Origin of the sequence: Aeromicrobium sp. MLTX1 (genome assembly GCF_046452335.1) — a bacterium.
Classification (GTDB): Bacteria; Actinomycetota; Actinomycetes; order Propionibacteriales; family Nocardioidaceae; genus Aeromicrobium.
In genome coordinates this window covers 188,338-213,704 of sequence record NZ_JBKFDN010000003.1, presented here as the reverse complement: position 1 = coordinate 213,704, position 25,367 = coordinate 188,338, and the positions used below count along the sequence as shown (strand labels likewise).

27 protein-coding genes and 2 pseudogenes are annotated in these 25,367 nt (G+C 72.2%); 14 read left to right on the top strand and 15 right to left on the bottom strand.

The features are described 5' to 3' along the window. Positions 1-116 precede the first annotated feature (116 nt). Positions 117-944 (top strand): formate dehydrogenase accessory sulfurtransferase FdhD, encoded by an 828-nt coding sequence (gene fdhD / locus ACK99Q_RS16515; protein WP_410187191.1) that lies wholly within the window; start codon positions 117-119, stop codon positions 942-944. Continuing rightward, a complete protein-coding gene (locus ACK99Q_RS16510; RefSeq protein ID WP_410187190.1) occupies positions 944-3,235 on the top strand; it encodes an FdhF/YdeP family oxidoreductase in 2,292 nt (763 codons plus the stop codon). Before fdhD ends, ACK99Q_RS16510 begins: the two co-directional genes overlap by 1 nt. Here ACK99Q_RS16510 and ACK99Q_RS16505 read toward each other — a convergent pair. Further along, entirely contained in the window at positions 3,232-4,431 is a 1,200-nt protein-coding gene (locus ACK99Q_RS16505; RefSeq protein ID WP_410187189.1) for an MFS transporter, read from the bottom strand. The two genes, ACK99Q_RS16510 and ACK99Q_RS16505, sit on opposite strands and share 4 nt — an antisense overlap. Between ACK99Q_RS16505 and ACK99Q_RS16500 the strand changes: the two are divergent. Next, a pseudogene (locus tag ACK99Q_RS16500) lies at positions 4,343-4,927 on the top strand (trimeric intracellular cation channel family protein); the annotation flags it as partial. The gene ACK99Q_RS16505 and the pseudogene ACK99Q_RS16500 sit on opposite strands and share 89 nt — an antisense overlap. A 208-nt stretch (positions 4,928-5,135) precedes the next feature. Continuing rightward, a complete protein-coding gene (locus tag ACK99Q_RS16495) occupies positions 5,136-6,932 on the top strand; it encodes an ABC transporter ATP-binding protein (RefSeq protein ID WP_410187188.1) in 1,797 nt (598 codons plus the stop codon). Between the two features lie 80 nt (positions 6,933-7,012). On the opposite strand, the gene ACK99Q_RS16490 is transcribed toward ACK99Q_RS16495, so the two are convergent. From ACK99Q_RS16490 to ACK99Q_RS16480, 3 genes are all read right to left on the bottom strand, one after another. Then, the gene (locus ACK99Q_RS16490) at positions 7,013-7,288 is read right to left on the bottom strand and encodes a hypothetical protein (protein WP_410187187.1); all 276 of its coding nucleotides are present in this window, start codon (positions 7,286-7,288) and stop codon (positions 7,013-7,015) included. 123 nt (positions 7,289-7,411) lie between these two features. After that, entirely contained in the window at positions 7,412-9,055 is a 1,644-nt protein-coding gene (locus ACK99Q_RS16485; RefSeq protein WP_410187186.1) for a lipase family protein, read from the bottom strand. Between the two features lie 58 nt (positions 9,056-9,113). Then, complete coding sequence (locus tag ACK99Q_RS16480; protein ID WP_410187185.1) at positions 9,114-10,142, bottom strand: Gfo/Idh/MocA family protein; 1,029 nt, start codon at positions 10,140-10,142, stop codon at positions 9,114-9,116. Between the two features lie 34 nt (positions 10,143-10,176). Between ACK99Q_RS16480 and ACK99Q_RS16475 the strand changes: the two genes are divergently transcribed. Genes ACK99Q_RS16475 through ACK99Q_RS16465 form a run of 3 tightly spaced genes read left to right on the top strand, consistent with a single transcriptional unit; the run spans position 10,177 to position 12,561 of the window. Next, a complete protein-coding gene (locus ACK99Q_RS16475; protein WP_410187184.1) occupies positions 10,177-11,328 on the top strand; it encodes an acyl-CoA dehydrogenase family protein in 1,152 nt (383 codons plus the stop codon). Beyond that, positions 11,325-11,816, top strand: coding sequence for a DUF456 domain-containing protein (locus tag ACK99Q_RS16470; protein WP_410187183.1), 492 nt, complete (start codon positions 11,325-11,327; stop codon positions 11,814-11,816). Before ACK99Q_RS16475 ends, ACK99Q_RS16470 begins: the two co-directional genes overlap by 4 nt. 40 nt (positions 11,817-11,856) lie before the next feature. Continuing rightward, a complete protein-coding gene (locus ACK99Q_RS16465; RefSeq protein WP_410187182.1) occupies positions 11,857-12,561 on the top strand; it encodes a VIT family protein in 705 nt (234 codons plus the stop codon). 7 nt (positions 12,562-12,568) lie between these two features. Here ACK99Q_RS16465 and ACK99Q_RS16460 read toward each other — a convergent pair whose 3' ends face one another. Beyond that, positions 12,569-12,754: a hypothetical protein gene (locus ACK99Q_RS16460; protein WP_410187181.1), complete on the bottom strand. Its 186-nt coding sequence runs from the start codon at positions 12,752-12,754 to the stop codon at positions 12,569-12,571. A gap of 106 nt (positions 12,755-12,860) precedes the next feature. Between ACK99Q_RS16460 and ACK99Q_RS16455 the strand changes: the two genes are divergently transcribed. Next, entirely contained in the window at positions 12,861-13,187 is a 327-nt protein-coding gene (locus tag ACK99Q_RS16455; RefSeq protein WP_410187180.1) for a hypothetical protein, read from the top strand. A gap of 32 nt (positions 13,188-13,219) precedes the next feature. Then, positions 13,220-13,663, top strand: coding sequence for a CAP domain-containing protein (locus tag ACK99Q_RS16450; protein ID WP_410187179.1), 444 nt, complete (start codon positions 13,220-13,222; stop codon positions 13,661-13,663). A gap of 4 nt (positions 13,664-13,667) precedes the next feature. Here the strand turns inward: ACK99Q_RS16450 and cls are convergent, their stop codons facing one another. From cls to ACK99Q_RS16410, 8 genes are all read right to left on the bottom strand, one after another. Beyond that, entirely contained in the window at positions 13,668-15,131 is a 1,464-nt protein-coding gene (gene cls / locus ACK99Q_RS16445; protein ID WP_410187178.1) for a cardiolipin synthase, read from the bottom strand. Positions 15,132-15,184: 53 nt separating this feature from the next. Further along, positions 15,185-15,589 (bottom strand): alternative ribosome rescue aminoacyl-tRNA hydrolase ArfB, encoded by a 405-nt coding sequence (gene arfB / locus ACK99Q_RS16440; protein ID WP_410187177.1) that lies wholly within the window; start codon positions 15,587-15,589, stop codon positions 15,185-15,187. Next, positions 15,579-16,169, bottom strand: a complete 591-nt coding sequence (locus ACK99Q_RS16435; RefSeq protein WP_410187176.1) for a PadR family transcriptional regulator — start codon at positions 16,167-16,169, stop codon at positions 15,579-15,581. Before ACK99Q_RS16435 ends, arfB begins: the two co-directional genes overlap by 11 nt. Positions 16,170-16,284: 115 nt before the next feature. After that, positions 16,285-16,713, bottom strand: coding sequence for a CBS domain-containing protein (locus ACK99Q_RS16430; RefSeq protein ID WP_410187175.1), 429 nt, complete (start codon positions 16,711-16,713; stop codon positions 16,285-16,287). Between the two features lie 87 nt (positions 16,714-16,800). Further along, positions 16,801-17,697: a histidinol-phosphatase gene (gene hisN, locus ACK99Q_RS16425; protein ID WP_410187174.1), complete on the bottom strand. Its 897-nt coding sequence runs from the start codon at positions 17,695-17,697 to the stop codon at positions 16,801-16,803. A 35-nt stretch (positions 17,698-17,732) separates the two neighbouring features. Beyond that, the gene (gene rsgA / locus ACK99Q_RS16420) at positions 17,733-18,710 is read right to left on the bottom strand and encodes a ribosome small subunit-dependent GTPase A (RefSeq protein WP_410187173.1); all 978 of its coding nucleotides are present in this window, start codon (positions 18,708-18,710) and stop codon (positions 17,733-17,735) included. Next, entirely contained in the window at positions 18,707-19,963 is a 1,257-nt protein-coding gene (gene aroA / locus ACK99Q_RS16415) for a 3-phosphoshikimate 1-carboxyvinyltransferase (RefSeq protein ID WP_410187172.1), read from the bottom strand. Before aroA ends, rsgA begins: the two co-directional genes overlap by 4 nt. A gap of 2 nt (positions 19,964-19,965) precedes the next feature. Next, positions 19,966-20,451: a DoxX family protein gene (locus ACK99Q_RS16410; RefSeq protein ID WP_179425618.1), complete on the bottom strand. Its 486-nt coding sequence runs from the start codon at positions 20,449-20,451 to the stop codon at positions 19,966-19,968. 188 nt (positions 20,452-20,639) lie between these two features. Between ACK99Q_RS16410 and ACK99Q_RS16405 the strand changes: the two genes are divergently transcribed. After that, positions 20,640-21,767 carry a glycine zipper domain-containing protein gene (locus tag ACK99Q_RS16405; protein ID WP_410187330.1) on the top strand — a complete coding sequence of 376 codons (1,128 nt, stop codon included), beginning with the start codon at positions 20,640-20,642 and terminating at the stop codon, positions 21,765-21,767. Positions 21,768-21,865: 98 nt separating this feature from the next. Here the strand turns inward: ACK99Q_RS16405 and ACK99Q_RS16400 are convergent. Continuing rightward, positions 21,866-22,543, bottom strand: a pseudogene (locus ACK99Q_RS16400) (RNA polymerase sigma factor); the annotation flags it as partial. Positions 22,544-22,816: 273 nt separating this feature from the next. Here ACK99Q_RS16400 and ACK99Q_RS16395 point away from each other — a divergent pair. The 4 genes from ACK99Q_RS16395 (at position 22,817) to rsrA (ending at position 25,216) form a co-directional block, all read left to right on the top strand. After that, the gene (locus tag ACK99Q_RS16395; protein ID WP_410187171.1) at positions 22,817-23,464 is read left to right on the top strand and encodes a hypothetical protein; all 648 of its coding nucleotides are present in this window, start codon (positions 22,817-22,819) and stop codon (positions 23,462-23,464) included. Between the two features lie 85 nt (positions 23,465-23,549). Next, a complete protein-coding gene (locus ACK99Q_RS16390; RefSeq protein WP_410187170.1) occupies positions 23,550-24,260 on the top strand; it encodes an SOS response-associated peptidase in 711 nt (236 codons plus the stop codon). Between the two features lie 84 nt (positions 24,261-24,344). Next, a complete protein-coding gene (locus ACK99Q_RS16385; RefSeq protein WP_410187169.1) occupies positions 24,345-24,959 on the top strand; it encodes a sigma-70 family RNA polymerase sigma factor in 615 nt (204 codons plus the stop codon). Further along, the gene (gene rsrA, locus ACK99Q_RS16380) at positions 24,956-25,216 is read left to right on the top strand and encodes a mycothiol system anti-sigma-R factor (protein ID WP_179425608.1); all 261 of its coding nucleotides are present in this window, start codon (positions 24,956-24,958) and stop codon (positions 25,214-25,216) included. Before ACK99Q_RS16385 ends, rsrA begins: the two co-directional genes overlap by 4 nt. A 60-nt stretch (positions 25,217-25,276) precedes the next feature. On the opposite strand, the gene ACK99Q_RS16375 is transcribed toward rsrA, so the two are convergent. After that, positions 25,277-25,351 (bottom strand): 50S ribosomal protein bL37, encoded by a 75-nt coding sequence (locus ACK99Q_RS16375; RefSeq protein WP_410187329.1) that lies wholly within the window; start codon positions 25,349-25,351, stop codon positions 25,277-25,279. Between the last annotated feature and the right edge of the window lie 16 nt (positions 25,352-25,367).

The window sequence follows — 25,367 nt, the reverse complement described above, 5'->3', positions numbered from 1 at the left end:
CCCAGCCGAGCTGTGTCTGTCGTGAGTCGGTGCCCCTGCACACCCCCCGAGGCGGGGGCACCGACTCCGCCTCCCATCGCCCGGCCCGGTCCACCGATCTCGCATACGGTGGCCGTATGACCAAGCCCGCCGTCCGTCGCCTCGTCACCGTGGTCGAGGCCGGCCGGTCGCGCGTCCGCGAGGACCGGCTGACCGGCGAGGAGCCACTCGAGATCCGCGTCAACGGTCGCGCGCTCGCGGTCACCATGCGCACGCCGGGCCATGACGTGGAGCTGGCCCTGGGCTACCTCGTGTCCGAGGGGGTCGTCACGCGGCGCGAGCAGATCCGCACCGCGCGCTACTGCGCCGGAGCCACGGACGAGGGCGTCAACACCTACAACGTCCTGGACGTCCAGGTCGACGCCAGCGCCCACCTCGACCACCTCGCGCTCGAGCGCCACGGCTACACGTCGTCCTCGTGCGGCGTCTGCGGCAAGACCAGCATCGACGCCGTGACGACGAAGTCGGCGTTCGAGGTCGGTCCCGACCCGCTGACGGTCCCCGCCGACCTGCTCACGTCCCTGCCCGACCGCATGCGTGACGTCCAGTCGGTGTTCGACCAGACCGGGGGACTGCACGCCGCGGGCCTCTTCGACGGCCGCACGGGGGAGCCCCTCGTCGTCCGCGAGGACGTCGGCCGCCACAACGCCGTCGACAAGGTCGTCGGCTGGGCGCTCGAGCACGAGAAGCTGCCGCTCGCCGGCTGCGTGCTGCTGGTCTCCGGGCGCGCGGGCTTCGAGCTCGTCCAGAAGGCGTCGATGGCGGGCGCTCCGCTGCTCGCGGCGATCTCGGCCCCCTCGTCCTTGGCCGTCGAGCTCGGCGAGGAGGCCGGCCTGACCGTGGTCGGCTTCCTGCGCGGGTCGTCGATGGTCGTCTACTCACGTCCCGATCGGGTGGAGGCCTGATGACACGCAAGCCGCTGGTGGAGGACCCCAACGACGACGGCATCGAGGTGACCGGCCTCAAGGACTGGGCCGCGGGCATCCCGGGCGTGCTGCACGCGATGCGTCCCGCGCTGAGCGCGATGGGCGTGGCGCGCACGGCGCGACTGCTGACGTCGATCAACCAGAAGGACGGCTTCGACTGCATGAGCTGCGCCTGGCCCGACCCGGGCCGGCGGCACTCGGCGGAGTTCTGCGAGAACGGCGCGAAGGCTGTGACGTGGGAGGCGACGCCGCTGACGGTGTCGCGCGAGTTCTGGGCCGAGCACTCCGTGCACGACCTCGCCGGCAGGAGCGAGTACTGGCTCGGCCAGCAGGGACGACTCGTCGAGCCGGTCTACAAGGCACCGGGGGAGGACCACTACCGGCCGGTGTCGTGGGACGAGGCGTTCCGGCTCGCCGCGGAGGCGCTGAACGGCCTCGACCACCCCGACCAGGCGTCGTTCTACACCTCCGGACGCGCGTCGAACGAGGCCGCGTTCGTGTACCAGCTCTTCGTGCGGGCGTTCGGCACGAACAACCTGCCCGACTGCTCGAACATGTGCCACGAGTCCACGGGCTCGGCGCTCGTGGAGACGATCGGCGTGGGCAAGTCCACCGTGACCTACGAGGACATCCCGCAGGCCGACCTGATCATCATCATGGGCCAGAACCCGGGCACGAACCACCCGCGGATGCTCTCGGCGCTTGAGCGGGCGAAGCGGGCGGGCGCGTCGATCATCGCGGTCAACCCGTTGCCCGAGGCCGGCCTGATCCGCTTCAAGAACCCGCAGAACGTGCGGGGCGTGATCGGCAAGGGCACGCGGATGGCCGACCAGTTCTGCCAGATCCGCCTCGGCGGTGACGGACCTCTGCTCCAGGCGGTCATCCAGCGCGTCCTGGCCGCCGAGGACGCCGCTCCCGGCACCGTGCTCGACCACGCGTTCATCGAAGAGCACACCTCGGGCCTCGAGGAGCTGCGCGCGAGCGTGGCCGACCTCGACGAGCAGGCGGTGCTGCGCGCCACGGGGCTGACCTCGGCCGAGATCGACGAGCTCGCCCGGCGCTACCTCGCCGCCGACAGGGTCATCGTCACGTGGGCGATGGGGCTCACCCAGCACACGCAGGCCGTCGCCACGATCAAGGAGATCGTCAACCTCCTGCTGCTGCGCGGGCACATGGGCCGGCCGGGCGCGGGCGCGTCGCCGATCCGCGGCCACAGCAACGTGCAGGGCGACCGCACGATGGGCATCTGGGAGAAGATGCCCGACCGCTTCATGGACGCCCTCGCCGCGGAGTTCGGCTTCGAGCCGCCGCGTCGGCACGGCCTCGACTCCGTGGACTCGGTGCGCGCGATGCAGCGCGGCGACGTGCGCTTCTGGATGGCTCTGGGCGGCAACTTCGTCTCGGCGATCTCGGACACCGCGGCCGCCGAGGCGGCACTGCGCGGCACCGCGATGACCGTCCAGGTCTCCACGAAGCTCAACCGATCGCACGGGGTCACGGGTGACGCCGCGCTGATCCTGCCCACCCTGGGTCGCACCGAGATCGACCGGCAGGCCTCGGGCGACCAGTTCGTCACGGTCGAGGACACCGTCTGCGCCGTCCACGCCTCGCGCGGCAAGGTCGATCCCGTCGCCGACACCCTGCTCTCGGAGGTGGCGATCATCAGCCGTCTCGCCCGCGCCACGCTCGCCGACCGGCAGCCGATCGACTGGGCCGCGTTCGAGGCGGACTACGGGAGGATCCGGCACCACATCAGCCGCGTCGTCCCCGGCTGCGAGGACTACGAGCGCAAGGTCGCGAGCGAGGACGGGTTCGTCCTGCCGCACGGCCCGCGCGACTCGCGCACGTTCGACACCGCCACGGGGAAGGCGCGGTTCACCGCCAACCGGTTCGAGCCGATCGAGCTCGAGCCGGGGCGCCTGCTGCTCCAGACCGTCCGGTCGCACGACCAGTTCAACACGACGATCTACAGCCGCAACGACCGCTACCGCGGCATCAAGTCGGGCCGCGACGTCGTGTTCGTCCACCCGGACGACCTCGCCGAGCGCGGGATCGCCGACGGCGACGCGATCGACGTGTACAGCGAGTGGCCGGATCAGCCCGATCGCGTGCTGCGCGGCTTCCGCGCGGTGGCCTACCCGACCGCACGGGGATGCGCCGCGGCGTACTTCCCCGAGGCCAACGTGCTCGTCCCGCTGGACTCCACGGCCCGCGAGTCCAACACGCCGGTCTCGAAGGCCATGGTCGTCCGGATCGAGAAGGCGGCCTAGGCCCGACCTCGGGCCGCTTGGCGCCGCGGGAGCAGCCACGCCACCACGAAGCCCGGCACGGCCCAGGCCGCCATCACGACCAGCGCGGCCGTCGGGTCGCCGATGGCCAGCTGCACGGTCAGCACCACGAGCACGGCGCCGAGGTTGCCGGCCAGCAGCAGCAGGCCGGTGACCGTGCCCGCGCGGGTCGGGCCGACGTGGATCTCGGACCAGTCCAGCACCACGGGCAGGGTGCCCATCAGCATGAAGCCGACGAGTGCCAGGCCGAGGTACACGAGCCAGACCGGCTGCGTGGCCGCGAGCGTCACCATGACCACCGCGAGGGTGGCGGTGGCGCCCAGCGCGACGGTGCGGCGGGCGTCGCGGGCCGCCGCGAGCCCCGGCAGCACGGCCGCTCCGGCGATGCCCGCCAGCGTCATGGTCGCGATGACGGGTCCGGCCAGTCCCGGGTGGCCGAAGTCCACGAGGATCGAGTCCAGCCACGTGGCGATGCCGTTGTAGATGCCGAAGCCCAGGAACAGCAGGCCCGCCATCTTCCACACGAGCGGATCGCGACGGAGCTCGCCGAGCCGCGCGCGGCCCAGGACGTCGACCGCGTGCGCCGGCAGGCGCAGGCTCAGCAGCACCGCCGCCGCGGCCACCACGGCGAGGACGGCGTGCGAGACCAGGAGCAGCCGGAACCCGCCGGCGTCCACGAGCCAGGCCGAGGTCAGCACCGCGACGAGGATGCCCGCGTACTGGGCCCCCGCGGCCACCGAGATCGCCGTGGTCTGCTCGCGGTCGGGGAAGTGGCGCGCGGCCACCTTGGTCAGCGCGTTGAGGACCAGGGGCTGGCCGACCGACATGATCACCTGGCCGGTCAGGATGACCGCGTAGGACGACGGGTCGAACGCGCGCGCGATCGCGCCGACGGCGGTGAACAGCGCACCGGCGGCCAGCGCGCGCTCGTAGGACCGGTCCATCCAGCGTCCGGTCGGGATCGCCAGCAGCACGAACATCGCCGCGTTGACGACGGCGAGGTCGCCGACGGCGCCCTCGGAGACGCCCAGGTGCGTGGCGGTCTGCGGGGTCACCGCGGCGAACGTCAGCCACAGGACCTGCGTGGTCATGACCAGCAGGGCGAAGGCAGCCAGCGCCGGCCAGCGCGCCGCGAGGACGCGGGAGGCGTGGTCGGTCGAGGAGGGGGTCCGGGCCATGCTGCGCACGCTACTGGCAGGACGGCCCCCTACGGTGGAATCCGTGAACGAGGATCTCTTCGCGGCCGCCGAGGTCGTCGGGATCGTCGCGTTCGCGGTCTCCGGCGGATACGCGGCCGTCCGGGCCGGCATGGACTGGCTCGGCGTCGTCGTGCTGGCCGTGGTCGTCGCGGTCGGCGGCGGCACGCTGCGCGACCTCCTGCTCGGCATCGAGCCGGTCTGGTGGGTCACCGCGCCCGGGCTGCTGGTCGTCGCCGCCGTCACCTCGCTCGTGGTGATCGCGGTGGCGTCGCGGCACCCGCAGTCCAAGGTCGACTCGTGGCGCATCGTGCTCTACGCCGACGCCGTGGGCCTGGCCTCGTTCACCGTCACGGGCGCGTCGATCGCGCTGGCCGAGGACGTCCGGCCGTGGGTCGCCGTCGTATTCGGCGTCATCACCGGCACGGGCGGCGGCGTGATCCGCGACGTGCTGGTGCGCCGCAAGCCGCTCGTCCTGGTGGGCGAGATCTACGCCCTGGCGTCTGTCGCCGGCGCCGCCCTCTACGTCATCCTGCGCGAGACCACGGGGCTCACGGGCGCCGCCGCCCTGTCCGCGGGCGCGCTCGTCCTGCTGATCCGCGTCGGTGCCATCCACTGGCACTGGCACCTGCCCCGCTTCTCGGCGCCCCACGCCGGAGACCCGAACCACCGACCGAGGAGACCGCATGTCCGACCGCGCCGACCGCGCGCCCCTGGAGGAGCTGTGGCGACGCTACGGTCGCTACCGCAAGCGGCTCGTGCTCGCCGTCGTGCTCTCCACGGTCAACAAGGTGGCCGACGTCGTCCCCGAGCTGCTGATCGGCGCCGCCGTCGACGTCGTGGTCCGCGGGGAGGGCTCGTTCGTCGCCGACGTCCTCGGTGTCGAGTCGCGGTTCGCCCAGCTCGGCTGGCTCGCCGCGATCAACGCGCTGGTGTGGATCGTCGAGTCGGCCTCGCAGTACTTCGCGGCCGTGACGTGGCGCGGACTGGCGCAGTCGGTCGAGCACGACCTGCGGGTGGAGGCGTACGACCATGCCCAGCGCCTCGACGTGCACTGGCACGAGGGCCGGCCGCAGGGCACGACGCTCGCCACGATCAACGACGACGTCAACCAGCTCGAGCGGTTCCTCGACATCGGCGCCCCGGCGTTGCTGCAGACCGCGCTCAACATCCTGCTCGTGGGCGCGGTGTTCGCCGTGGCGTCGTGGGAGCTGCTGGTGCTGGCGTTCCTGCCGATCCCGCTCATCGTGTTCGGCTCGCTGTGGTTCCAGCGGCGACTCGAGCCGCTCTACGCCGCGGTGCGCGAGCGGGTGGCCGACCTGTCGGGCCTGATCGCGGCCAACCTCGGCGGCATCACGACGATCAAGGCGTTCACTGCCGAGGACCGCGAGCGCGACCGGGTGGAGCGGGCGTCGGCTGACTACCGCCAGGCCAACGTCGACGCGATCCGCTCGTCGGCCGCGTTCGTGCCGCTCGTGCGGATGGCGATCCTCGTCGGCTTCACGTGCACGCTGCTGTTCGGCGGCTGGGCCACGCTGAACGGCGAGCTCGAGGTCGGCCTGTACTCGGTGCTCGTGTTCATGACCCAGCGACTGCTGTGGCCGCTCACCGAGATCGCCGAGATGCTCGACCTCTACCAGCGCGGCCGGGCCTCGACGGCGCGCATCCTGTCGCTGCTCGACGAGCCGATCGAGGTGCCCGCGGGCACCGTGGCGCTGCCGTCGCCGGTGGCCGGGCGGCTCGAGCTGTCGGGCGTCCGCGCGGGCTACGCCGACGGACCGGACGTCCTGCACGGCATCGATCTCGTCGTCCCCGCCGGCGAGACGCACGCGATCGTCGGGCCCACGGGCGCCGGCAAGTCCTCGCTGCTGCGGCTCATGCTGCGCTTCGACGACCCCCGAGCGGGCGAGGTGAGCCTCGACGGCCGCGACCTGCGCGAGCTGGAGTGGGAGTCGCTGCGCGGCTCGATCGGCTACGTCTCGCAGGACGTGTTCCTGTTCGCGGGCTCGATCGCCGAGAACATCGCCTACGGGCGTCCCGGCGCCGACCGCGAGGCCGTCGCGGAGGCGGCCCGCCAGGCCGCGGCCGACGTGTTCATCGAGGCGCTGCCCGACGGCTACGACACGTGGGTGGGGGAGCGCGGCGTCACGCTCTCGGGCGGCCAGCGCCAGCGGCTCGCCCTGGCCCGCGCGCTGCTGCGCGACCCGGCGGTGCTGATCCTCGACGAGGCGACCAGCGCGGTGGACAACGAGACCGAGGCCGCGATCCAGGTCTCGCTCCAGACCGCCACGCGCGACCGCACCGCGATCATGGTGGCCCACCGTCTCTCCACCGTCCGCCACGCGCACCGCATCTGGGTCCTCGACGCCGGCCGCATCGTCGAGGCCGGCACCCACGACGAGCTCGTCGCCAGCCACGGCGCCTACGCCGCCCTCTGGCGCGTCCAGACCGGCTCCGTCGCCTCCGGCGACCGAGATCTGTAGCGGCAGCCACCCTTTTTCGGTCTGACCGGCCGAAAAGAGGTGGACAGCGCTACACATCTGGCGCGCCGGAGGCGCGGAGGTCAGGCGGGGAGGATGCGGCTGACGTCGCCGGTGCCGTGCCAGGCCGAGCGCGGCTCGGCGCGGGTCATTCGCCAGCCGGCGCGCACGAAGGCCACGGTGTCGCCGATCGCGATGCGATGCCAGAGCAGGCGGAGGTTCTCGCGGGTCATCGTCCACGCCACGGACACCAGCGCGATCAGGAACTCGACGTCGAGCAGCACGATCGCGGCTGGGTCGAGGTAGACCAGCGGCAGCACGATCACCAGCCCGGCGAGGACCATCAGCACGCGGCGCACGCCCCCACCCTAGTTCGTCGCCTCCGGCGACCGAGATCTGTAGCGGTAGCCACCCTTTTTCGGTCTGATCGGCCGAAAAGGGGTGGACAGCGCTACACATCTGGCGCGCCGGAGGCGCGGAGGTCAGCAGGTGGTCGTGGTGGGCTGGTCGGCGAAGCGGTCGGTGGTCCAGTCGAGGAGCTCGTCGACGAAGGGGGAGCCCTCGCGCAGGAGGTCGCCGTGGCCGCGGCCGGGATAGGTCCGGTAGTCCAGCGACTGTCCGGCCGCGCACCGCTCGCGCACGTACGCGTCCTGGAGTCCGAGGGTCACCACGCGGTCGCTCTCGCCCTGCGCGATCAGCACGGGCGCCTCCATCACGCCCGTGGCGTCGTTCTCGCTGAGCCGCCGACCGAGCGCACCCTCGTACAGCGAGTTCGAGACGAACCGGTCGGCCATCACCCGCGCCTGCGCAAGGGAGATCTCCGAGGTCGGCGAGCGCAGGCAGCGGTCGGCGATGCGCTCGAGCGGCAGCCGCGCGCTGGCGCGCACGTGGTCGCCAGGCTCCACGTCGGGGTACGTCCCGCTGTACGCCGCCAGCGCATAGGCCACGAAGATCGTGCCGACCGGCCGCCGGCCGAGGTCGCGCAGGAACGTGGTCGGGTTGCTGACCGGCGACATCGCGGCGACGCCCGCGAGGGGCACGTCGGGCGCGTAGCCCGGCTGCGTCATCGCGGTCCACAGGGCCGCGTGCCCGCCCTGCGAGTGACCCCAGACGACGGTCTCCCGCGACAGCGACAGCTGCGGCAGCCGCCGCGCGGCCCGCACGGCGTCGAGCACCGACCGCGCCTCGCCCGAGCCGACGAGGTACGGCTGCACGCCGCGGGTGCCGAGCCCGGGGTAGTCGGGGGCGACGACGGCCCAGCCCTCGTCGAGCGCCGCGTGCACGGCCTCGATCCCGCCCGCGCCGATCGTGTTGGACTGGCGCAGGCTCGGCGCGCACCGTCGGTCGAAACCCGTGGTGCCGTGCGCCCACGCGATCACCGGCGGCCGGTCCTGCAGACGCTCGCGCGGGACGGCGACGAGCGCGCTCGCCACCGTGGGCTCGTCGCCCGCGCGCGTGGTGCTGTAGAGGATCCGCCAGGCGCGGGCGCCGTCGGGCACGTCGGTGACGAACGGCTCGGCGCGCAGCAGCAGGCCGGGGGAGCGGGGCGTGTCGTCGGGCGCGGCGTAGAACGTGTCCGGCCGGGGCGCGATCGCCGTGACGGCGACCGTGTAGGCGGCGAGTGCGAGGGCGAGCCCGAGGACGAACGTCGCGGTGACCGGCGGCGGCACCCGGGCGCCCAGCCGCGGGAACCCGAACAGGATCAGTCGCAGGCCGAGCACGAGCCCGATCACGAAGACCGTGACGTCGGGCCAGGCCAGCGCCAGCACGCCGAGCATCGCCAGTCCGGCACCGGTGGCCAGCTCGGAGCGGGTGCGGCGGCGACGGACCCGGGCGAGCCCCTCGCCCAGCAGGACCACGGCGAACACCACGACCAGCACGCGCACGGTCCAGTGCGGCTCGAGCGCCAGCACCACCGAGGCGACGAGCACCCCCGCGCCGATCAGCCGGTCGCGCAGACGGGAGCCGGTCAGGATCTCGTGTGCGCCCACCACCGCCAGCAGGCCGACCACGACCACGACGAGCGCGTCCACGGCACTGAGCGGCCGGGCCACGAGCAGGAGGCCGACGACGATCGCCACGGCGACGAGCGCGGGGGCGGCGCGGCGGGATCGGTCGAAACGCATGTGACTCCACGGTAGACGGCCGAGCGGCGGAGGTGACGCAGCCGCCGCCGGTCGGGGCTCACTCGCCGGGCAGCACCACGCCCAGCTGCGAGCGGATCTCGTCCATCAGCGCCATGACGCGCCGGGTCTCGGACCACGGCAGCAACGGGGACTCCGGGGCCCCGTCGGACACGCACCGGGCGAGCTCGGCCGCCTCGTACCGCAGCCCCAAGAGCGCGTCGCGCGTCGGCGGCTCCCACACGTCGAGCGTGCGGTCGTTCGGGTCCACCAGGCGGATCGTGGACGGCTGGAAGAACGGCCCCTCGAGGTCGAGGCGGGCGCGCGTGCCGGCCACGGTGGCCACGGTGGGCGAGGTGGCGGACATCGTGGCGCTGAGGGCGGCGAGCGCACCCGACGCGTCGCGCAGGGTCACGTTCTCCTGCTCGTCCACGCCGAGCGGCGTCAGGGTGCCGGTGGCGGTCACCTCGACGATGTCCGGCAGCAGCATCGCGGCCAGGTGGATCGGGTAGACGCCGAGGTCCAGCAGCGCCCCGCCGGCCAGCGCCGGGTCGGCGAGCCGCTCGGGTCCGTCGGGGTAGAGCAGCTGGCCGTGGTCGGCCTGGACGAGTCGCACGTCTCCGACGAGTTCGTCCAGCACGGCCTGCCGCACGACGTCGTAGCCGGGGAGGAACCGCGACCACATGGCCTCGATGCACGTGACGCCCGCGTCGTCCGCCGCCTCCAGCACGGCGTCGGCCTCGGCGGCGTTGCGGGTGAACGCCTTCTCCACCAGCACGTGCTTGCCCGCGGCGATCGCGAGCAGCGCGTGGTCGTGGTGCTCCGAGTGCGGCGAGGCGACGTAGACGGCGTCGACCTCGGGATCGTCGACGAGCTCCTCGTACGAGCCGTGGGCGCGTGCGATGCCGAAGCGGCCGGCGAACGCGCGGGCCCGGCCGAGGTCGCGCGACCCCACCGCGGCGACCTGCTGCCGCGTGCCCTCCTGCAGCGCCGTGGTCATCGTCGCCGCGATGCCGCCCGCGCCGAGGACGCCCCAGCGCAGGGCGGGCGCGTCGCGAGGATCGGGGGTGCGTGCCACGGGCAGGGTCATGCTCTGCATCGTAGGTCGATGGCAGGATCGGGGCATGGATCTGAGCCTGAACGAGGACCAACGCAGCTTCCGCGCGCTCGCGCGCGAGTTCCTGGACAAGGAGGTCGTGCCGTTCCGCGCCGAGTGGGACCGCGTCGAGTCGGTCGACACCGCGATCATCCCCAAGCTCGGACAGCTCGGGTTCCTGGGCCTCACGATCCCCGAGGAGTACGGCGGCATCGGCGGCGACTACGTCACCTACGTCCTCGCGATGGAGGAGCTGGGCCGTGCCGACTCGGCGATCCGCGGCATCGTGTCGGTGTCGACGGGCCTGTTCGGCAAGTCCGTCCTGGCGTTCGGCACCGAGGAGCAGAAGCAGCGCTGGCTGCCGGGCATCGCCTCGGGCGAGCTCCTCGGCTGCTTCGGTCTGACCGAGCCCGATCACGGCTCCGACGCCGGCAACCTCACCACCCGTGCGGTGCGCGAGGGCGACGAGTGGGTCATCAACGGCTCGAAGATCTTCATCACGAACGGCACGTGGGCCGACGTCGCGCTGGTCTTCGCACGCACCGGCGGGCCCGGCGCGCGCGGCGTCTCGGCGTTCCTGGTCCCCACCGACACGCCGGGCTTCGAGGCCACCGAGGTCACGGGCAAGCTCGGCCTGCGCGGCCAGGCCACCGCGGCGCTCTCGTTCAGCGACGTGCGCGTGCCCGCCGACGCCCTCCTCGGCGAGGAGGGTCGGGGCTTCCGGATCGCGATGACCACGCTCGACAAGGGTCGCGTGGGCATCGCCGCCAGCTGCGTCGGCATCGTCCAGGGCTGCCTCGACGCGACCGTCGAGTACAGCACGTCGCGCGAGCAGTTCGGCAAGCCGATCGCGAGCTACCAGCTCGTGCAGGACATGATCGCCGAGATGTCGGTGGACGCCGACGCCGCCCGGCTGCTCACGTGGCGCGCGGCCGACCTCATCGACCGCGGCGAGACCTTCAGCGTCGAGGCGTCCAAGGCCAAGCTGTTCGCCTCCGAGGCGGCGGTCAAGGCCGCGAACCTCGCGATCCAGGCGTTCGGCGGCTACGGCTACGTCGACGAGTACCCCGTGCAGAAGTACATGCGCGACGCCCGCGTCATGACCCTCTACGAGGGCACGAGCCAGATCCAGAAGCTCATCATCGGGCGGGCCGAGACCGGGATCAGCGCCTTCTCGTGAGCAGTGTCGTCCTCGACCTGCTGGTCGCGCTGGCGATCCTCGTCGGCCTCGTCGGCGCGATCGTCCAGGTCATCCCGGGCGGACTCGTCGTGGGCATCGCGGTGTTCACGTGGGGCGCGATCACCGGCGGCACGGCCGGCTGGACGGTCGCGGTCCTCGCGGCCGCGCTGACCGTGGGCGGTCTGGTGCTGAAGTACCTCGTCGCGGGGCGCTACCTCAAGCGACGCGGGGTGCCCAACCGCAGCCTGCTGATCGGCGCGGTGCTGGGCGTGATCGGGTTCTTCGTCATCCCGTTCGTGGGCCTGTTCATCGGCTTCATCGGCGGCACCTACCTCTCCGAGCTGCAGCGCCTCGGCGATCCCGTCGCGGCGCGGCGGGCCACGGGCCACGCGATGCGCGCCACCGGCATCTCGATCCTGGTCGAGCTGACGCTGGCACTGCTCACCGCGCTGGCCTGGCTGCTGGCGCTGTTGTCCGTGCGGCTCTGAGCCTGTCCTCACCGACCGGGGCGTGGCCTAGCCTTCGAGCATGGTCGTCGAAGAGCCGCACGCCGCGGTCACGTCGCAGAAGCTGAACTGGCTCCGGGCCGGGGTGCTCGGAGCCAACGACGGCATCGTCTCGGTCGCCTCGCTCGTGGTCGGCGTGGCCGGCGCGACCAACGACGCGAGCGCGATCGCGACCGCCGGCACGGCCGCCCTGGTCGGCGGCGCGATCTCGATGGCGCTCGGCGAGTACGTCTCGGTCAGCAGCCAGCGCGACTCCGAGCGCAACCTCATCGCGATCGAGAAGGACGAGCTGCGCGAGGATCCCGAGGGGGAGCTCGACGAGCTCGCGCAGATGCTGCAGGACCGCGGGATCAGCGCCCCCACCGCCCTCCGGGCGGCGAAGGAGATGACCGAGCACGACGCGCTGGCCGCGCACCTGGAGGTGGAGCTCGGCCTCGACCAGGACGACCTGGTCAGCCCGTGGCACGCGGCGTTCTCGTCCGCGACCGCCTTCACGGTGGGCGGGCTGCTGCCGCTGCTCGCCATGCTGCTCACGTCCGCCGACTGGCGCGTGGCGGTGACGTTCGTGGCGGTGCTCGTCGCCCTCGCGCTCACGGGCACGATCTCGGCGAGCATCGGCGGCGGGCGCAAGGTGCGCGCCGCCGGGCGCCTCGTGATCGGCGGCGCGCTCGCCCTCGCGCTGACCTACGCGATCGGCCAGCTGCTCGGCACGACCGGGGTGGTCTAGGCCGCGCTCACTCGTCGTCGTCCTCGTCGATCGGGACGATGCGCTCGGCGTCGGGGACGAGGGCGTCGTCCTCGTTCTGCCAGACCTCGCGGCGCTGGTCGGCGGCGTCGGCGGGCTCGGCCGCGGGCTCGAGGTCGGGGTCGGCCTCCGGCAGCGGGGAGTCGGGCAGGGGCTCGTCAGGGCTCGTGGTCATGGTGCCTCCTTCGCTCTCCTTCGATCCTGCCCCACGGCGCGGTCACCCGCAGGGCGCGTGCCGCGAGCGGGTGCGGGGCGCCCGGACCTCGCAGTAGGTTCGAGGCATGGAGGACAAGGAGCGGTACTCGCCCCCCGAGCGCCGGGGCTATCGGCGCTTCGCCGTCGGCGGCATCCTGATGCTGCTCGCGCTGGGCCTGTTCCCGGCGACGGCAGCGGTGGTCGACGAGACGAACGAGAACCTGATCCTGCCGCTCTTCGTCGTCGTGATGGTCGTGGTGGGCGCCCTCATGTGGTCGCTGATCCCCGGCCTGTCGTCGCGGCCACACGACCGAGGACGCCTCGCGGGCCTGGGCGCGCTGGGTGGCCTGCTGGCTGCGGGAGTCGCGCTCCTGGTCTTCTTCGCGCTGCTGAACGGCTACTCCGGCGCTTGATCCCTGAGGTCACCCTCGCAACACTGGAAGGTATGCGTCACGTCATCGCAGCGTTCCTGACCGCTCTCGCCCTGCTCGTCGTCCCGGCGGCGCCACAGGCGTCGGCGATGTCCAACGCGACCTTCGACAAGAAGCTGTTCCAGCAGACCAACACGTCGCGCGCGTTCCGTGACATCAAGAAGCTGAAGCACCACTCGTGCCTCAACCGGTACGCCCACCGCCAGGCCAAGCGCATGGCCGCGGAGCGCCGGATGTACCACCAGAACCTCGGCGTCGTGCTGAGGAAGTGCAACATGAGCCGCGTCGCCGAGAACGTCGCCACCGGCTTCACGTCGCCGAAGGCCAACGTGCGCGCGTGGCTGAAGTCGCCGGGCCACCGCCGCAACATGCTCAGCCGCGGGTACACCCGCCTGGCCACGGGCGTCGCGAAGGCCGACGGCCGCACCTACACGGTGCAGGTCTTCGGTCGTCCCTGACGGCTCACTGCAGCGTGGCGGTGAGGCGCATCGCGTTGTCGACGAAGCGCGTGCGCGCGGGGCGCTCCAGCCACTCGTCGAGCAGCAGCTCGCGTGACTTCGCGCGGTAGTCGTCCTCGACGACCCGGATCCGGCGCACGACCCCGGGGTCGGCCACCAGCAGGCTCATCTCGTAGTTGAGCGCGAACGAGCGCATGTCCATGTTGCTCGTGCCCACGACGGCCACGTCCTCGTCGATGCTGAAGTGCTTCGCGTGCAGGACGAACGGCTTGGGGTAGAGCCAGATGCGCACGCCGGCCTCGAGCAGCTCGCGGTAGTAGGAGGCCTGCGCGTGGCCGACCATGAACTGGTCGGCCTGCTCGCTGACGAACAGCTCGATGTTGATGCCGCGCTGGGCGGCCGTCGTGACGGCGTAGAGGAGCGTCTCGTCCGGCACGAAGTACGGGCTGGTGAGGCTGATCCGGTGCCGCGCGCTGTAGATCAGCGACGTGAACAGGCGCAGGTTGTTCTCGGCCTCGAAGCCCGGGCCGCTCGGCACCAGCTGGGCGCTCACGCCGACGACGTCGCGCTCGGAGTGCGGCACCTGGTCGACCTGCTGCATCGAGACGCCGAGGACCTCCTCGGTCTCGAGCGCCCAGTCCGCCGCGAACAGCGCGTCGATCGTGGCGACGACGGGCCCCTCGAGCCGCATCCACAGCTCGACCCACTCGCGGCCGACGGCGAGGTTCTTGGGCTTGTTGTACGACGGGTGCGTCAGGTTGAGCGAGCCCGTGAAGCCGACGACGTCGTCGACCACGAGGAGCTTCCGGTGGTTGCGCAGGTCGGGCCGGCGGAAGCGCCGCTTCCACGGCAGCAGCGGCATCATGAGGTGCCACTCGATGTCGGAGGCGGCGAGTCGCGCCTTGAGGTCCTTGTACCCGGGGATGCCGCGCGTGCCGAGGTGGTCGAACAGCAGGCGCACGGTCACGCCGCGCGCCGTGGCGCGGTCGAGGGCGTCGAAGAACGGCCGGGTCATGTCGTCGAGCGCCATGATGTAGAACTCCACGTGCACGTGGCGCTGCGCCGTGTCGATCGCGGCGATCATCTCGTCGATCGACTCCTGGTAGTCCGGGAGCAGCGTGACGTGGTTGCCCTCGGTGAGCGGCATCAGCGCGAGCCGGTGGTTGAGGCGCACGATCCCCGCGAGGTAGTCGGGGGCGCCGGCGGGGACCTCCGAGGCGAGGACCTGCGTCTCGCGCGCGATCACCTCGTTGGCCGCGGTCAGCTGGCGGTGGCGCTGGTGACCGATGCGCGCGCTGCCGAAGAACAGGAACGCCAGGATCCCCAGGAACGGCGCGAAGACGATGAGGATGAGCCACGCCATCGCGGTCTGGGGACGACGGTTCTCCGGGATGATGCCCAGCGCCGCGATGTTGATCGAGACCACGGCGACCAGGGCCGCCAGCGAGATGATCGTGCCCCAGTCCATGGGCGCAGGCTATCGGCCGGGGGACCGCCGGGGGTCATCACCGGCGGATGGGATCACCAGTCGCGGCGGTCGCGCTTGAGCTGGCTGCGGCGCTTCTTCGCGTCGAGCCGGCGCTCCACCGATCCACGGGTGGGTCGGGTGGCGCGACGGCGCTTGGCCGGGCGCAGCGCCTCGGCGACGAGCTCCTCGAGCCGGCGCAGCGCGTCCTCGCGGTTGCGCAGCTGGGAGCGGTGGGTCGACGACACCACCGAGACCCGGCCGTCGACGAGGCGGTTGCGCAGGCGCGCGATCACGCGGTCGCGCTGGTCGGGCGTCAGCACGGTGCTGTCCGCGGGGGACCAGAGGACCTCGACCCGGGTCTCGGTGGTGTTGACGTGCTGGCCGCCCGGGCCGGAGGAGCGGCTGAAGCGCCAGCTCAGCTCCGACTCGGGCAGCCTCAGGCGTCCGTCAGGCGTCATCGTCCGCGAGGAGGCCGTACAGCTGGCGCCGGGCCTCGTTGACGATCTCGGCGGCCTTGGCCTGCTGGGCCAGGCTGCCGACGGTCATGACCTGCCGCGTGGCGGCGTTGAGGGTCTTGACCGAGGTGATCAGCGCGCCGGACTCGGCGTCGCCGCCGCGGCGCAGCTGCTCGGGGTCCCACGGCTCGCCGAGGGTCTCGCGGTGCTCCTCGACGTAGGCCTTGCCGGCGTCGGTGAGGGTGGCGGTCTTGCGACCGTCGACCCGCTCGAACTCGATGAAGCCCTCGTCCTCGAGCTGCTGCAGGACCGGGTAGATGGACCCGGGGCTGGGCGACCACGCGCCCTCGCTTCGGGCGGCGATCTGCTGGATCAGGTGGTACCCGTGGGCGGGCGCCTCGTCGAGCAGCAGCAGGGCGGCGGCGCGGACGTCGCCGCCCTTGCGGCCTCGACGCGGACCGCGAGGTCCGGGACGGCCGCGGCCGGGACCGAGGTCCCAGTCGAAGTCACGGGGTCCGCCGGCGCGACGCGCCCGGCGGGGGTGCCGGTGCGGACCGGCGGGGTTGGGAGGAGTGCGGTGCATGCTCGTCCCCTTTCGGTGTTCCACGGAGGCCACTGCGGCTTCCGATGTACTTACGATATATCGATTTCATATCGACATGCAAGGTGAGAGCGGTCACGGCGGGTGCGGGCGGGCGTCAGCCCTGGACGTAGTGCGTCAGCTGGTCGCGCTCGAACTCCAGCTGGTCCATGCGGAACTTCACGGCGTCGCCGATGCTGAGCAGCCCGACGACCTCCTCGTTCTCCAGTACGGGGATGTGGCGCACGCGGTGCTCGGTCATCGAGCTCATGAGGGAGCCGAACGAGTCCTCGGGGTGGCACACCTGCACGTCGGTGGTCATGATCTGCTGCACCGTCGCCGAGCGGGGCTCGGGCAGGGCGCGCAGCTTGCGCACGATGTCGCGCTCGGACACGATGCCCGCCATCGAGCGGCCGTCGGGACTGACCACGAGGGCGCCGATGTTGTGCTCGGCCAGCAGGTCGAGGAGCTCCTCGACCGTGGCGTCGGGGGAGATGGTGAACACGGTCGCACTGCCCTTGGCGGTGAGTACGTCACGCACGCGCATGGCTGCCTCCTCGACTGTCGTCGACACTCGACTGTGTGGGGAGTGTAGCCCGCATCACACCCGCAGCGCAGGTGGCGGTCTCACGGCTCAGTCGTCGCGGGAGAAGCGCAGCCGTGTCACGTTGTCGGCCAGCGGCTCGTCGTCGTCCTCCGGCTCGTCGGGCCAGGCCGACGGCTCGTCGTCGGGGAAGTGCCCCAGGTAGGCCATCACGGCGTCGTGCAGGCGACCGTTCGTGGCGACGGCGTTCGCGCCCCACGGGCCGGGCTCGCCGGCGAGGCTCGTGAACTGCCCTCCGGCCTCGCGCACGATGATGTCGAGGGCGGCCATGTCCCACACGTTCAGCTCGGGCTCGGCGGCGATGTCGACGGCGCCCTCGGCGACCATCATGTAGGACCAGAAGTCGCCGTAGGCCCGCGTGCGCCAGCACTGGCGCAGCAGCGCGTCGAACTCGCCCTGGCGGCCGATCTGGCCCCAGCTGGGCGCCGAGGAGTAGGACATCGACGCGGCGGTCAGCTCGCGCACGCCCGACACCTGGATGGGACGCGTCTGGCGGAACGACTTGCCCGTGTGCGCGCCGTCGCCCTTCATCGCCCACCAGCGGCGGCCGATCGCGGGGGCCGACACGCAGCCGACGACGATCTCGCCGGCCTCCTCGAGCGCGATGAGGGTGGCCCACACGGGCACGCCGCGCACGAAGTTCGAGGTGCCGTCGATGGGGTCGACGATCCAGCGGCGGTCGGCGTTCTCGGCGGTGCCCTCGGTCTCGCCGGCCTCCTCGCCCAGGACGATGTCGCGACCGCGCGAGGTCTTGAGGGTGCGGCGGATCGCCTCCTCGACGGCACGGTCGGACTCGGTCACGTAGGTCATGTCGGGCTTCGTGGAGACCTCGAGGTCGAGGGCGCCGAAGCGGTCCATGCTGAGGTTGTCCGCGGAGTCGGCCAGCACGTGGGCCAGGCGCAGGTCATCCAGGTACGGGTTGGCCATGGGGCCCACCCTACGGTCTGGCGGCCGCGCTCAGGTCAGTACTCGTCGGCCAGCGAGCGGCTGGCCATGATCCGGCGGAATGACGCGAGCCGTGCGGGATCGATCTCGCCGGCCGCCGCGGCGGCGTCGAGCGCGCACTCGGGCTCCTCCGCCAGGTGCGTGCAGCCGCGGGGGCAGTCGCGTGCTGCGGTGTTGAGGTCGGCGAACGCCCGCAGGATCCGGTCGATCTCGACGTGGGCCAGGCCGAACGAGCGGAAGCCGGGCGTGTCGACGATCCGGCCGCCGAACGGCAGGGGCAGGATCATCGCCGACGTGGAGGTGTGGCGGCCGCGGCCGGTGACCTCGTTGACGTGGCTGGTGGTGCGGCCTGCGTCGGGCACGAGGGCGTTGACCAGGGTGGACTTGCCCACGCCGCTGTGGCCGATCAGGACGCTGGTGCGGTCGCGCAGCAGGTCGCGCAGTGGCTCGAGGTCGCCCTCGATCCGCGTGGTCACGACGCGCACGCCGAGCGGCTCCAGCTGGGCCAGGATCTCGTCGGCCGGCGCGAGGTCGGCCTTGGTGAGGCACACCGCCGGATCCATACCGGCGTCGTACGCGGCCACGAGGCAGCGGTCGATGAGGCCGGGACGCGGCGGCGGGTCGGCGAGAGCGGCCACGATCACGAGCTGGTCGGCGTTGGCCACCACGACGCGCTCGATCGGGTCGTCGTCGTCCGCGCTGCGGCGCAGCACCGTGCGGCGCTCCAGCACCTCGACGATGCGGGCGAGGCTCCCGGCCGAGCCCGAGACGTCGCCGACCACGCGCACCTCGTCGCCGACGACGACGCCCTGGCGGCCCAGTGGCCGGGACTTCATCGCGGTGAGGACGGTGCCGTCGGGCAGCAGCAGGGTGTAGCGGCCGCGGTCGACCGTGGTGACGACGGCGACGAGTGCGTCGGAGTAGTCGGGCCGGTCCTTCGTGCGGGGCCGGGTGCGCCGGCGGGGGCGCTCGTACTGGTCGTGCTCGTCCCTCACGAGACCACGGCCGCCCAGTCGTCGGCGAAGCCCGGGTAGGTCTTGGCGGTGGTGCCGATGTTCTCCACGACGACGCCGGGCACGCGCAGCCCGATCACCGCGCCGGCGTGCGCCATGCGGTGGTCGTCGTAGGTGGCGAACGTGCCACCGTGCAGCGGAGCCGGCGTGATCACGAGGCCGTCGGGCTGCTCCTCGACCTGCCCGCCGAGGCGGTTGATCTCGGTGGCCAGGGCCGCGAGCCGGTCGGTCTCGTGGCCGCGGAGGTGCCCGATGCCGGTGAGTCGGGACGGGCCGTCGGCCAGCGCCGCGAGCGCCGCGACGACGGGGGTCAGCTCGCCCACGTCGTGCAGGTCGAGCTCGACCCCGGCGAGACTCTCGGGACCGCTGACGACCAGGTCGGCGCCGTCGCGCTCGGTGGTTCCGCCGAAGGCCGTGACAAGGTCGCGCCAGGCGTCGCCGGCCTGGTCGGTGGTCTCGGGCCAGTCGCGCACGCGCACCCGGCCGCCGGTGGCCAGGGCGGCCGCGACGAACGGGCCGGCGTTGGACAGGTCGGGCTCGATCGTGACGTCGAGCGCCTTCACGGGCCCGGGCCGGACGTGCCAGCGGCCCGCGGACTCCTCGACCACGACGCCGCGGCGGCGCAGCTCGGTGACGGTCATCGCGACGTGCGGCAGCGATGGCAGCGAGCCACCTTCATGGCGCAGGTCGAGGCCCTCGGCGAACCGGGGCGCGACGAGCAGCAGGGCCGAGACGAACTGGCTGGAGGCCGAGGCGTCGACGGTGAGCGCCCCGCCGCGGACCGAGCCGGCGCCGTGGACCGTGAAGGGCAGGCTGCCGCGGCCGTCGTCGTCGATGCGGACGCCGAGGTCGCGCAGGCTGGAGATCGTGGTGCCCATCGGACGCTCGCGGGCTCGAGGATCGCCGTCGAACCGTGCCTCGCCCGAGCCCAGGGCCGCGACGGGCGGCACGAACCGCATCACGGTGCCGGCGAGGCCGCAGTCGACCGAGGCCGACCCGACGGGCCGGATCGGGGTGACGGTCCACGAGCGGGGCCCGCGCTCGATCCGGGCGCCGAGCGAGACGAGCGCCTCGGCCATCAGCTCGGTGTCGCGGGCGGCCAGCGGCTCGTGCACCGTGGACGGGCCGTCGGCGATCGCCGCGAGCACGAGGGCACGGTTGGTCTGCGACTTCGAGCCCGGCAGCCGGACGTCGGCGTCGACGGCGGCCGAGGGGAGCGGGGCGGGCCAGTCCATCCTCATCCCCGCAGGTCGTCGATCTGGTCGACGATCGTGTCCTTGGCGGCGACGGCGGTGTTCTTCGCGCGGGTGCCCAGCCACGGCTTGTGCGGGTCGGGATCGAGGGTCGACAGCAGCAGGCCGCCCGTGAGCGACACGTTCTTGACGAAGTGGGTGAACTGGTTGCGGCGCGCGACGGGGTCGGTCTCGTTCCAGAACGGGTGACCCGACACCGTGGTGGCGGGCATCGTGGCGGCCAGGACGAGCGCGGAGGTGCGCGGCAGGTGACCCGTGGCGAGGGCGGCGCCGGCGGCGACGTGCACGACGCCGTTGAGCCGGATGAGGTTGGCGGCCGACAGGTCGGCCTGCGGGGCGATCCGGCGCAGGACGTCGGCCACCGGCTGGGCCTTGGCGGCCAGGGCCTGGGGCTTGCGCAACGCCATCACCCCGCCGGAGATGAACATCGAGGCGAGCATCGGACGGGCCACCGCGCGCAGGAGAGTCATGCCCTCATCATGCCGCAGGATGCGGACGCTGCCGAGGTCGCGCTCAGCGGAACGAGCCCGAGAGCGAGGTGCCGCCGCTGGTGACGGTGTAGGTGCCCGATGCGAAGGGGATCAGGGTCCGGACCGTGAGGGTCGGCAGCGTGCGGTTCGCGGTGACGGTCTGGTTGCACGTGAGGGTCGGGCTCGTGATGCCTCCGGGACGGGTGCAGCTCCAGCCCGACCAGCCGGTGATGATCTCGAGGTCCGGGAAGCCGCCGGTGAAGGTGATGCGGATCTGTGCCGCCTGCCCGGGCTGGGCGTCGCGGCCGACCGTGAAAGCGAAGCTCGTCGAGAACCACGAGGTCGTCGCGGACGCGCGGACGGTCTGGTCCACCGGAGCCGTCGTGGGCTCGGTGGTCGGTTCCGTCGTGGGCTCGGTGGTCGGTTCCGTGGTCGGCTCGGTCGTGGGTTCGGTGGTCGGTTCCGTCGTGGGCTCGGTGGTCGGTTCCGTGGTCGGTTCGGTGGTCGGTTCCGTCGTAGGTTCGGTGGTCGGTTCCGTGGTCGGCTCGGTGGTCGGTTCCGTCGTGGGCTCGGTGGTCGGCTCGGTCGTGGGCTCGGTGGTCGGCTCGGTGGTCGGTTCCGTCGTGGGCTCCGTGGTCGGTTCCGTCGTGGGTTCCGTGGTCGGCTCGGTGGTCGGTTCCGTCGTGGGCTCGGTGGTCGGTTCCGTCGTGGGTTCGGTGGTCGGTTCCGTCGTGGGTTCGGTGGTCGGTTCCGTCGTGGGTTCGGTGGTCGGTTCCGTCGTGGGTTCGGTCGTCGGCTCCGTGGTCGGGATCGAGGTCGGCTCGGAGGGCGTCGGCTCCGTCGTGGGCTCAGGGGGCAGCGGGACGGGGTCGGTGGGAACCGGATCCTCGGGCGCGAGGTCGTCCGGCAGGGGCGGCTCGTCGTCACCGGTCGGATCGTCCGTGGGCTCCTCGGGGTCCATCCACACCTGCGGATCCGGCAGCGGCCCCACGTCGGGGCCCTGGGTCTGGGGGACGACCGAGCCGTTCGGCCGCAGCACCGAGCCCGGCCCGTCGGCCGACGTGGTGGTGTCGAACGCCGGGGGTCGGTCCACGGTGATCAGGGCGGCCGCTCCGGCGATCACCACGACGCTGGCGGCCGCGCCGGCCGCGATGCCGGCCGGACCGATCGTGCCCAGCACGCCCATGACGCCGGACGTCGAGCCGCCCACGGCGCCCGCGCCACCGCCGGCACCCGCGCCGCCACCACCACCGCCGCCACCCTGGCCGCCCGCGGCACCGGCCAGCGCGCCGGCGGCGCCGGTGCCCTGCAGGTAGCCCGAGGCGGCGGTGCCCAGGATCGCCGGGGCGAGGATGCCCGCGAGGCCGTGGTTGAAGTCCTGGAGCTCGAGGTACAGCCCCATGCAGGAGCGGCACTCGTCGAGGTGGCGCTGCACCTTGCCCGCGTCGCGTCGCGAGAGGCCGCCGCGCACGAACGCGCCGAGGTTGCCGATCGCGAACTGGCAGTCGGGCGTGGTCGTGGGGGCGAGGTGCTTCTGCAGGTACGCCTGGCGCAGTCCCTCGCGCGCCCGGTACGCCAGCGCCGAGACGCTGTTCGCGCTCATGCCGAGCATCGGCGCGATCTCGGCGGGCTTCTGGCCCTCGACGTCGAGGTGCCACAGCACCATCTGCCAGCGCTCGGGCAGCGACGCGAACGCCTCGGCGGTGGTGGTGCGCTCGAAGCCGAGCTCGGCGGTGTCGACGAAGTCCACGCGACCGTCGAGCTCGAACTGGTCGTCGGTGGGACGCTCGCGCGTGACGGCGCGGATGCGGTCGACGTGCAGGCGGCGCACCGCGGTCAGCAGGTAGGCCCGCAACGACTCCTGGGGGCCACCGCCGTTCTGCACCGTGACGAGGACCTTGGTGAACGCCTCGGCGACGAGATCATCGGCGTCGGGCCCGCGCATGAGCTGGCGGGCCAGGCGCTGGGCCGCGGCCTGGTGGCGGGCGTAGAGCTCGCCGTAGGCACCGGAGTCACCACCGCGCACCGCGGTGAGCAGATCGGCGTCGCTGCGCTCCTGCCCGAGGGCAGGCGGCGGGGCGTCGAGGGTCACTGCCAGCCCCTTTCCCGAGTGGTCGCGAAGCAGAACGCGCGTGACCTCGGTCAGCCACGCTCCTCAGTCTAGGTCGCCGATCCGCTGCTGTCCGGTGTTCAGGTGGCCCTTTGTGACTACGGAGACGGACTCGTTTTGCCCGGATTTCACGGGACGAACTCACGGTTGCACGAAAACTCGTCGCCGAAGTCGCGTCATGGCCCCCGGTGCGGCGCGTCTCTTGGGTGAACAACACGGCGACTGCGCCCGGCACCTGTGAGAGGAGGCACGGAGATGGATCCCTTCGACGTCAGCTATGTCGACCTCGACTCGGCCGTCCGTGCCGGCCGGGTGGACGCAGTGGACGTTGCACACGAGGTGGGAGCGAGTGCAGCGTCTCTCGGAGTCCCGCTCCACGAGGTCCTCGACCGCGTGGAGAGGGCCTTCGACGGCCTCGAACCGTCGTTCGCGATGGTCCGTGGGGTCGCCGTGGCGTGGGCCGAGACGTCCCGGGCGCTGCAGCTCGAGACGTCGTGCGAGGACCCGCTGACCCAGCTGTCGACCCTGGCACACCTGCGACACAGCCTGGACGGGCTGTACCGCGGCGCGGTCCGGGACGACGGGACGGTCACGGATCGTCACGCCCTCGTGGTGGTCGAGCTGCCTCCGGAGCCCGGTCACCCGCTGGAGCAGGCGCTGCACGCGGTCGACGTGAGCGTCGCCCTGCGCACCGCGTTCCCCGGCGACGAGGTCATCGCGCAGCTGAGCCCGCGGCGGTTCTGCGTGCTGGCCGCACGCCAGCGCCTGGACCAGCCGACGCTGAGCCTGGCCACGGTCCTGCTCCGCCGGACGTTCGAGTCGCCCCCTCCGCGGGTGTGGCTCGAGCTGCTGCCGCCGGTGGCCCAGGACGTGACCTGGGTGCTCGACGCACTCACCGGTTGAACCGGCGGGATCCGCCACCATCTCGGGTGTGGCGGAACCCGCCGGCTCGGCCCGGAGCGTCGGTGCCCGCGCCTACGATGGCCGCATGTGCGGCCGATACGCGACCTCCCGGACCCCGGCCACCCTGGTCGACGACTTCGAGGCCGACCTGGGCGACCTGTTCGAGGACACCGGCGCCGACTACAACCTGGCGCCCACCAAGCTGGCCCCGCTCGTGGTCCAGCGCACCGACGGGGACTCGGTCCGGCGCGAGCTCGTCACGGCGAAGTGGGGGCTGGTGCCCTCGTGGGCCAAGGATCCTTCGATCGGCAACCGGCTGATCAACGCCCGCAGCGAGACGGTGGCCGAGAAGCCCTCGTTCCGCAAGGCCTTCGCGAAGCGGCGCGCCATCGTGCCCGCCGACGGGTTCTACGAGTGGTACCAGCCCGAGGGAGAGCCCGGCGCGAAGCGCAAGCCGCCGAAGCAGCCGTTCTTCATGAGCGCCGAGGCGGGCCTGGGCCTGGCCGGCCTCTACGAGTTCTGGAAGGACCCCGAGGGGCAGTGGCTGCTGACCTACACGATCCTCACCACGTCCGCCGAGGGCGAGGACGGCCGCATCCACGACCGCGCGCCGCTGATCGTCGAGCCCGACGCCGCGAGCCGGTGGCTGGCGGCCGAGCCGTGGCCCGAGGCGCTCGACCACCTGGTCCCGGCCACGCCCGGCGTGCTGCGCACGTGGCCCGTGTCCACCGAGGTCAACAACGTCCGCAACAACGGTCCCGAGCTGGTCGAGCCGATCCCGATCGAGGGGGAATAGGGGCACGTCGCGAGTCGTTTGACCTGACAGGAGGTACGAATGCTCGCATGCCCCGTACGACCGGCCACAGTAGGCTGGACGACGATGACTGACGACACCGTCGTGGACCCGTCGAACGAGACCCCGGAGGAGCGCCAGGCCCGATTCGAGGCCGACGCGCTTCCCTTCCTCGACCAGCTGTACTCGGCCGCTCTGCGCATGACCCGCAACCCCCAGGACGCCGAGGACCTGGTGCAGGAGACCTATGCGAAGGCGTTCAGCGCCTTCCACCAGTTCAAGCCCGGCACCAACCTCAAGGCGTGGCTGTACCGCATCCTGACGAACACGTACATCAACCACTACCGCAAGAAGCAGCGCCAGCCCCAGCAGGTCACGGACGAGATCGAGGACTGGCAGATCGCGGCGGCGGCGGCGCACAGCTCGTCGGGACTGAAGTCGGCGGAGATGGAGGCGCTCGAGCGCCTGCCCGACTCCGACGTCAAGGACGCCCTGCAGGCGCTTCCCGAGGACTTCCGCTACGCGGTGTACCTCGCCGACGTCGAGGGCTTCCCCTACAAGGAGATCGCGGAGATCATGGACACGCCCATCGGCACGGTGATGTCGAGGCTGCACCGCGGACGTCGGCAGCTGCGCGACCTGCTCACCGACTACGCCCGCGATCGTGGGATGAAGGTTCCGGCCGGAGGTGACGCGAAGTGAGCTGTGACGGACCCGACTGCGAGAAGGCGCTCGAGAACCTCTACGTCTTCCTCGACCAGGAGATCGACGGCGCCAGCTGCGACGAGATCCAGGCGCACCTGGACGACTGCTCGGACTGCCTCAACGAGTACCACCTCGAGCAGATCGTGAAGGCCCTCGTCGGTCGCTCGTGCACCGAGATCGCTCCCGAGCCCCTGCGCGAGAAGGTGCGGCTGCAGATCCGCACCGTCCAGGTCGAGATCACCGACCTGCGCTGAGTCCCGGAGACGACGAAACCCCATCCGCCGGATGGGGTTTCGTGCGTTATCGGCGCGGTTTCACGCGTTGGGGCGCTTACCGTGGTTCGCGCCCTTCTTGCAACGCGCCCGGCGCTTGCGACCGGTCTTGCCCATGGTTCCTCCTCAAAAC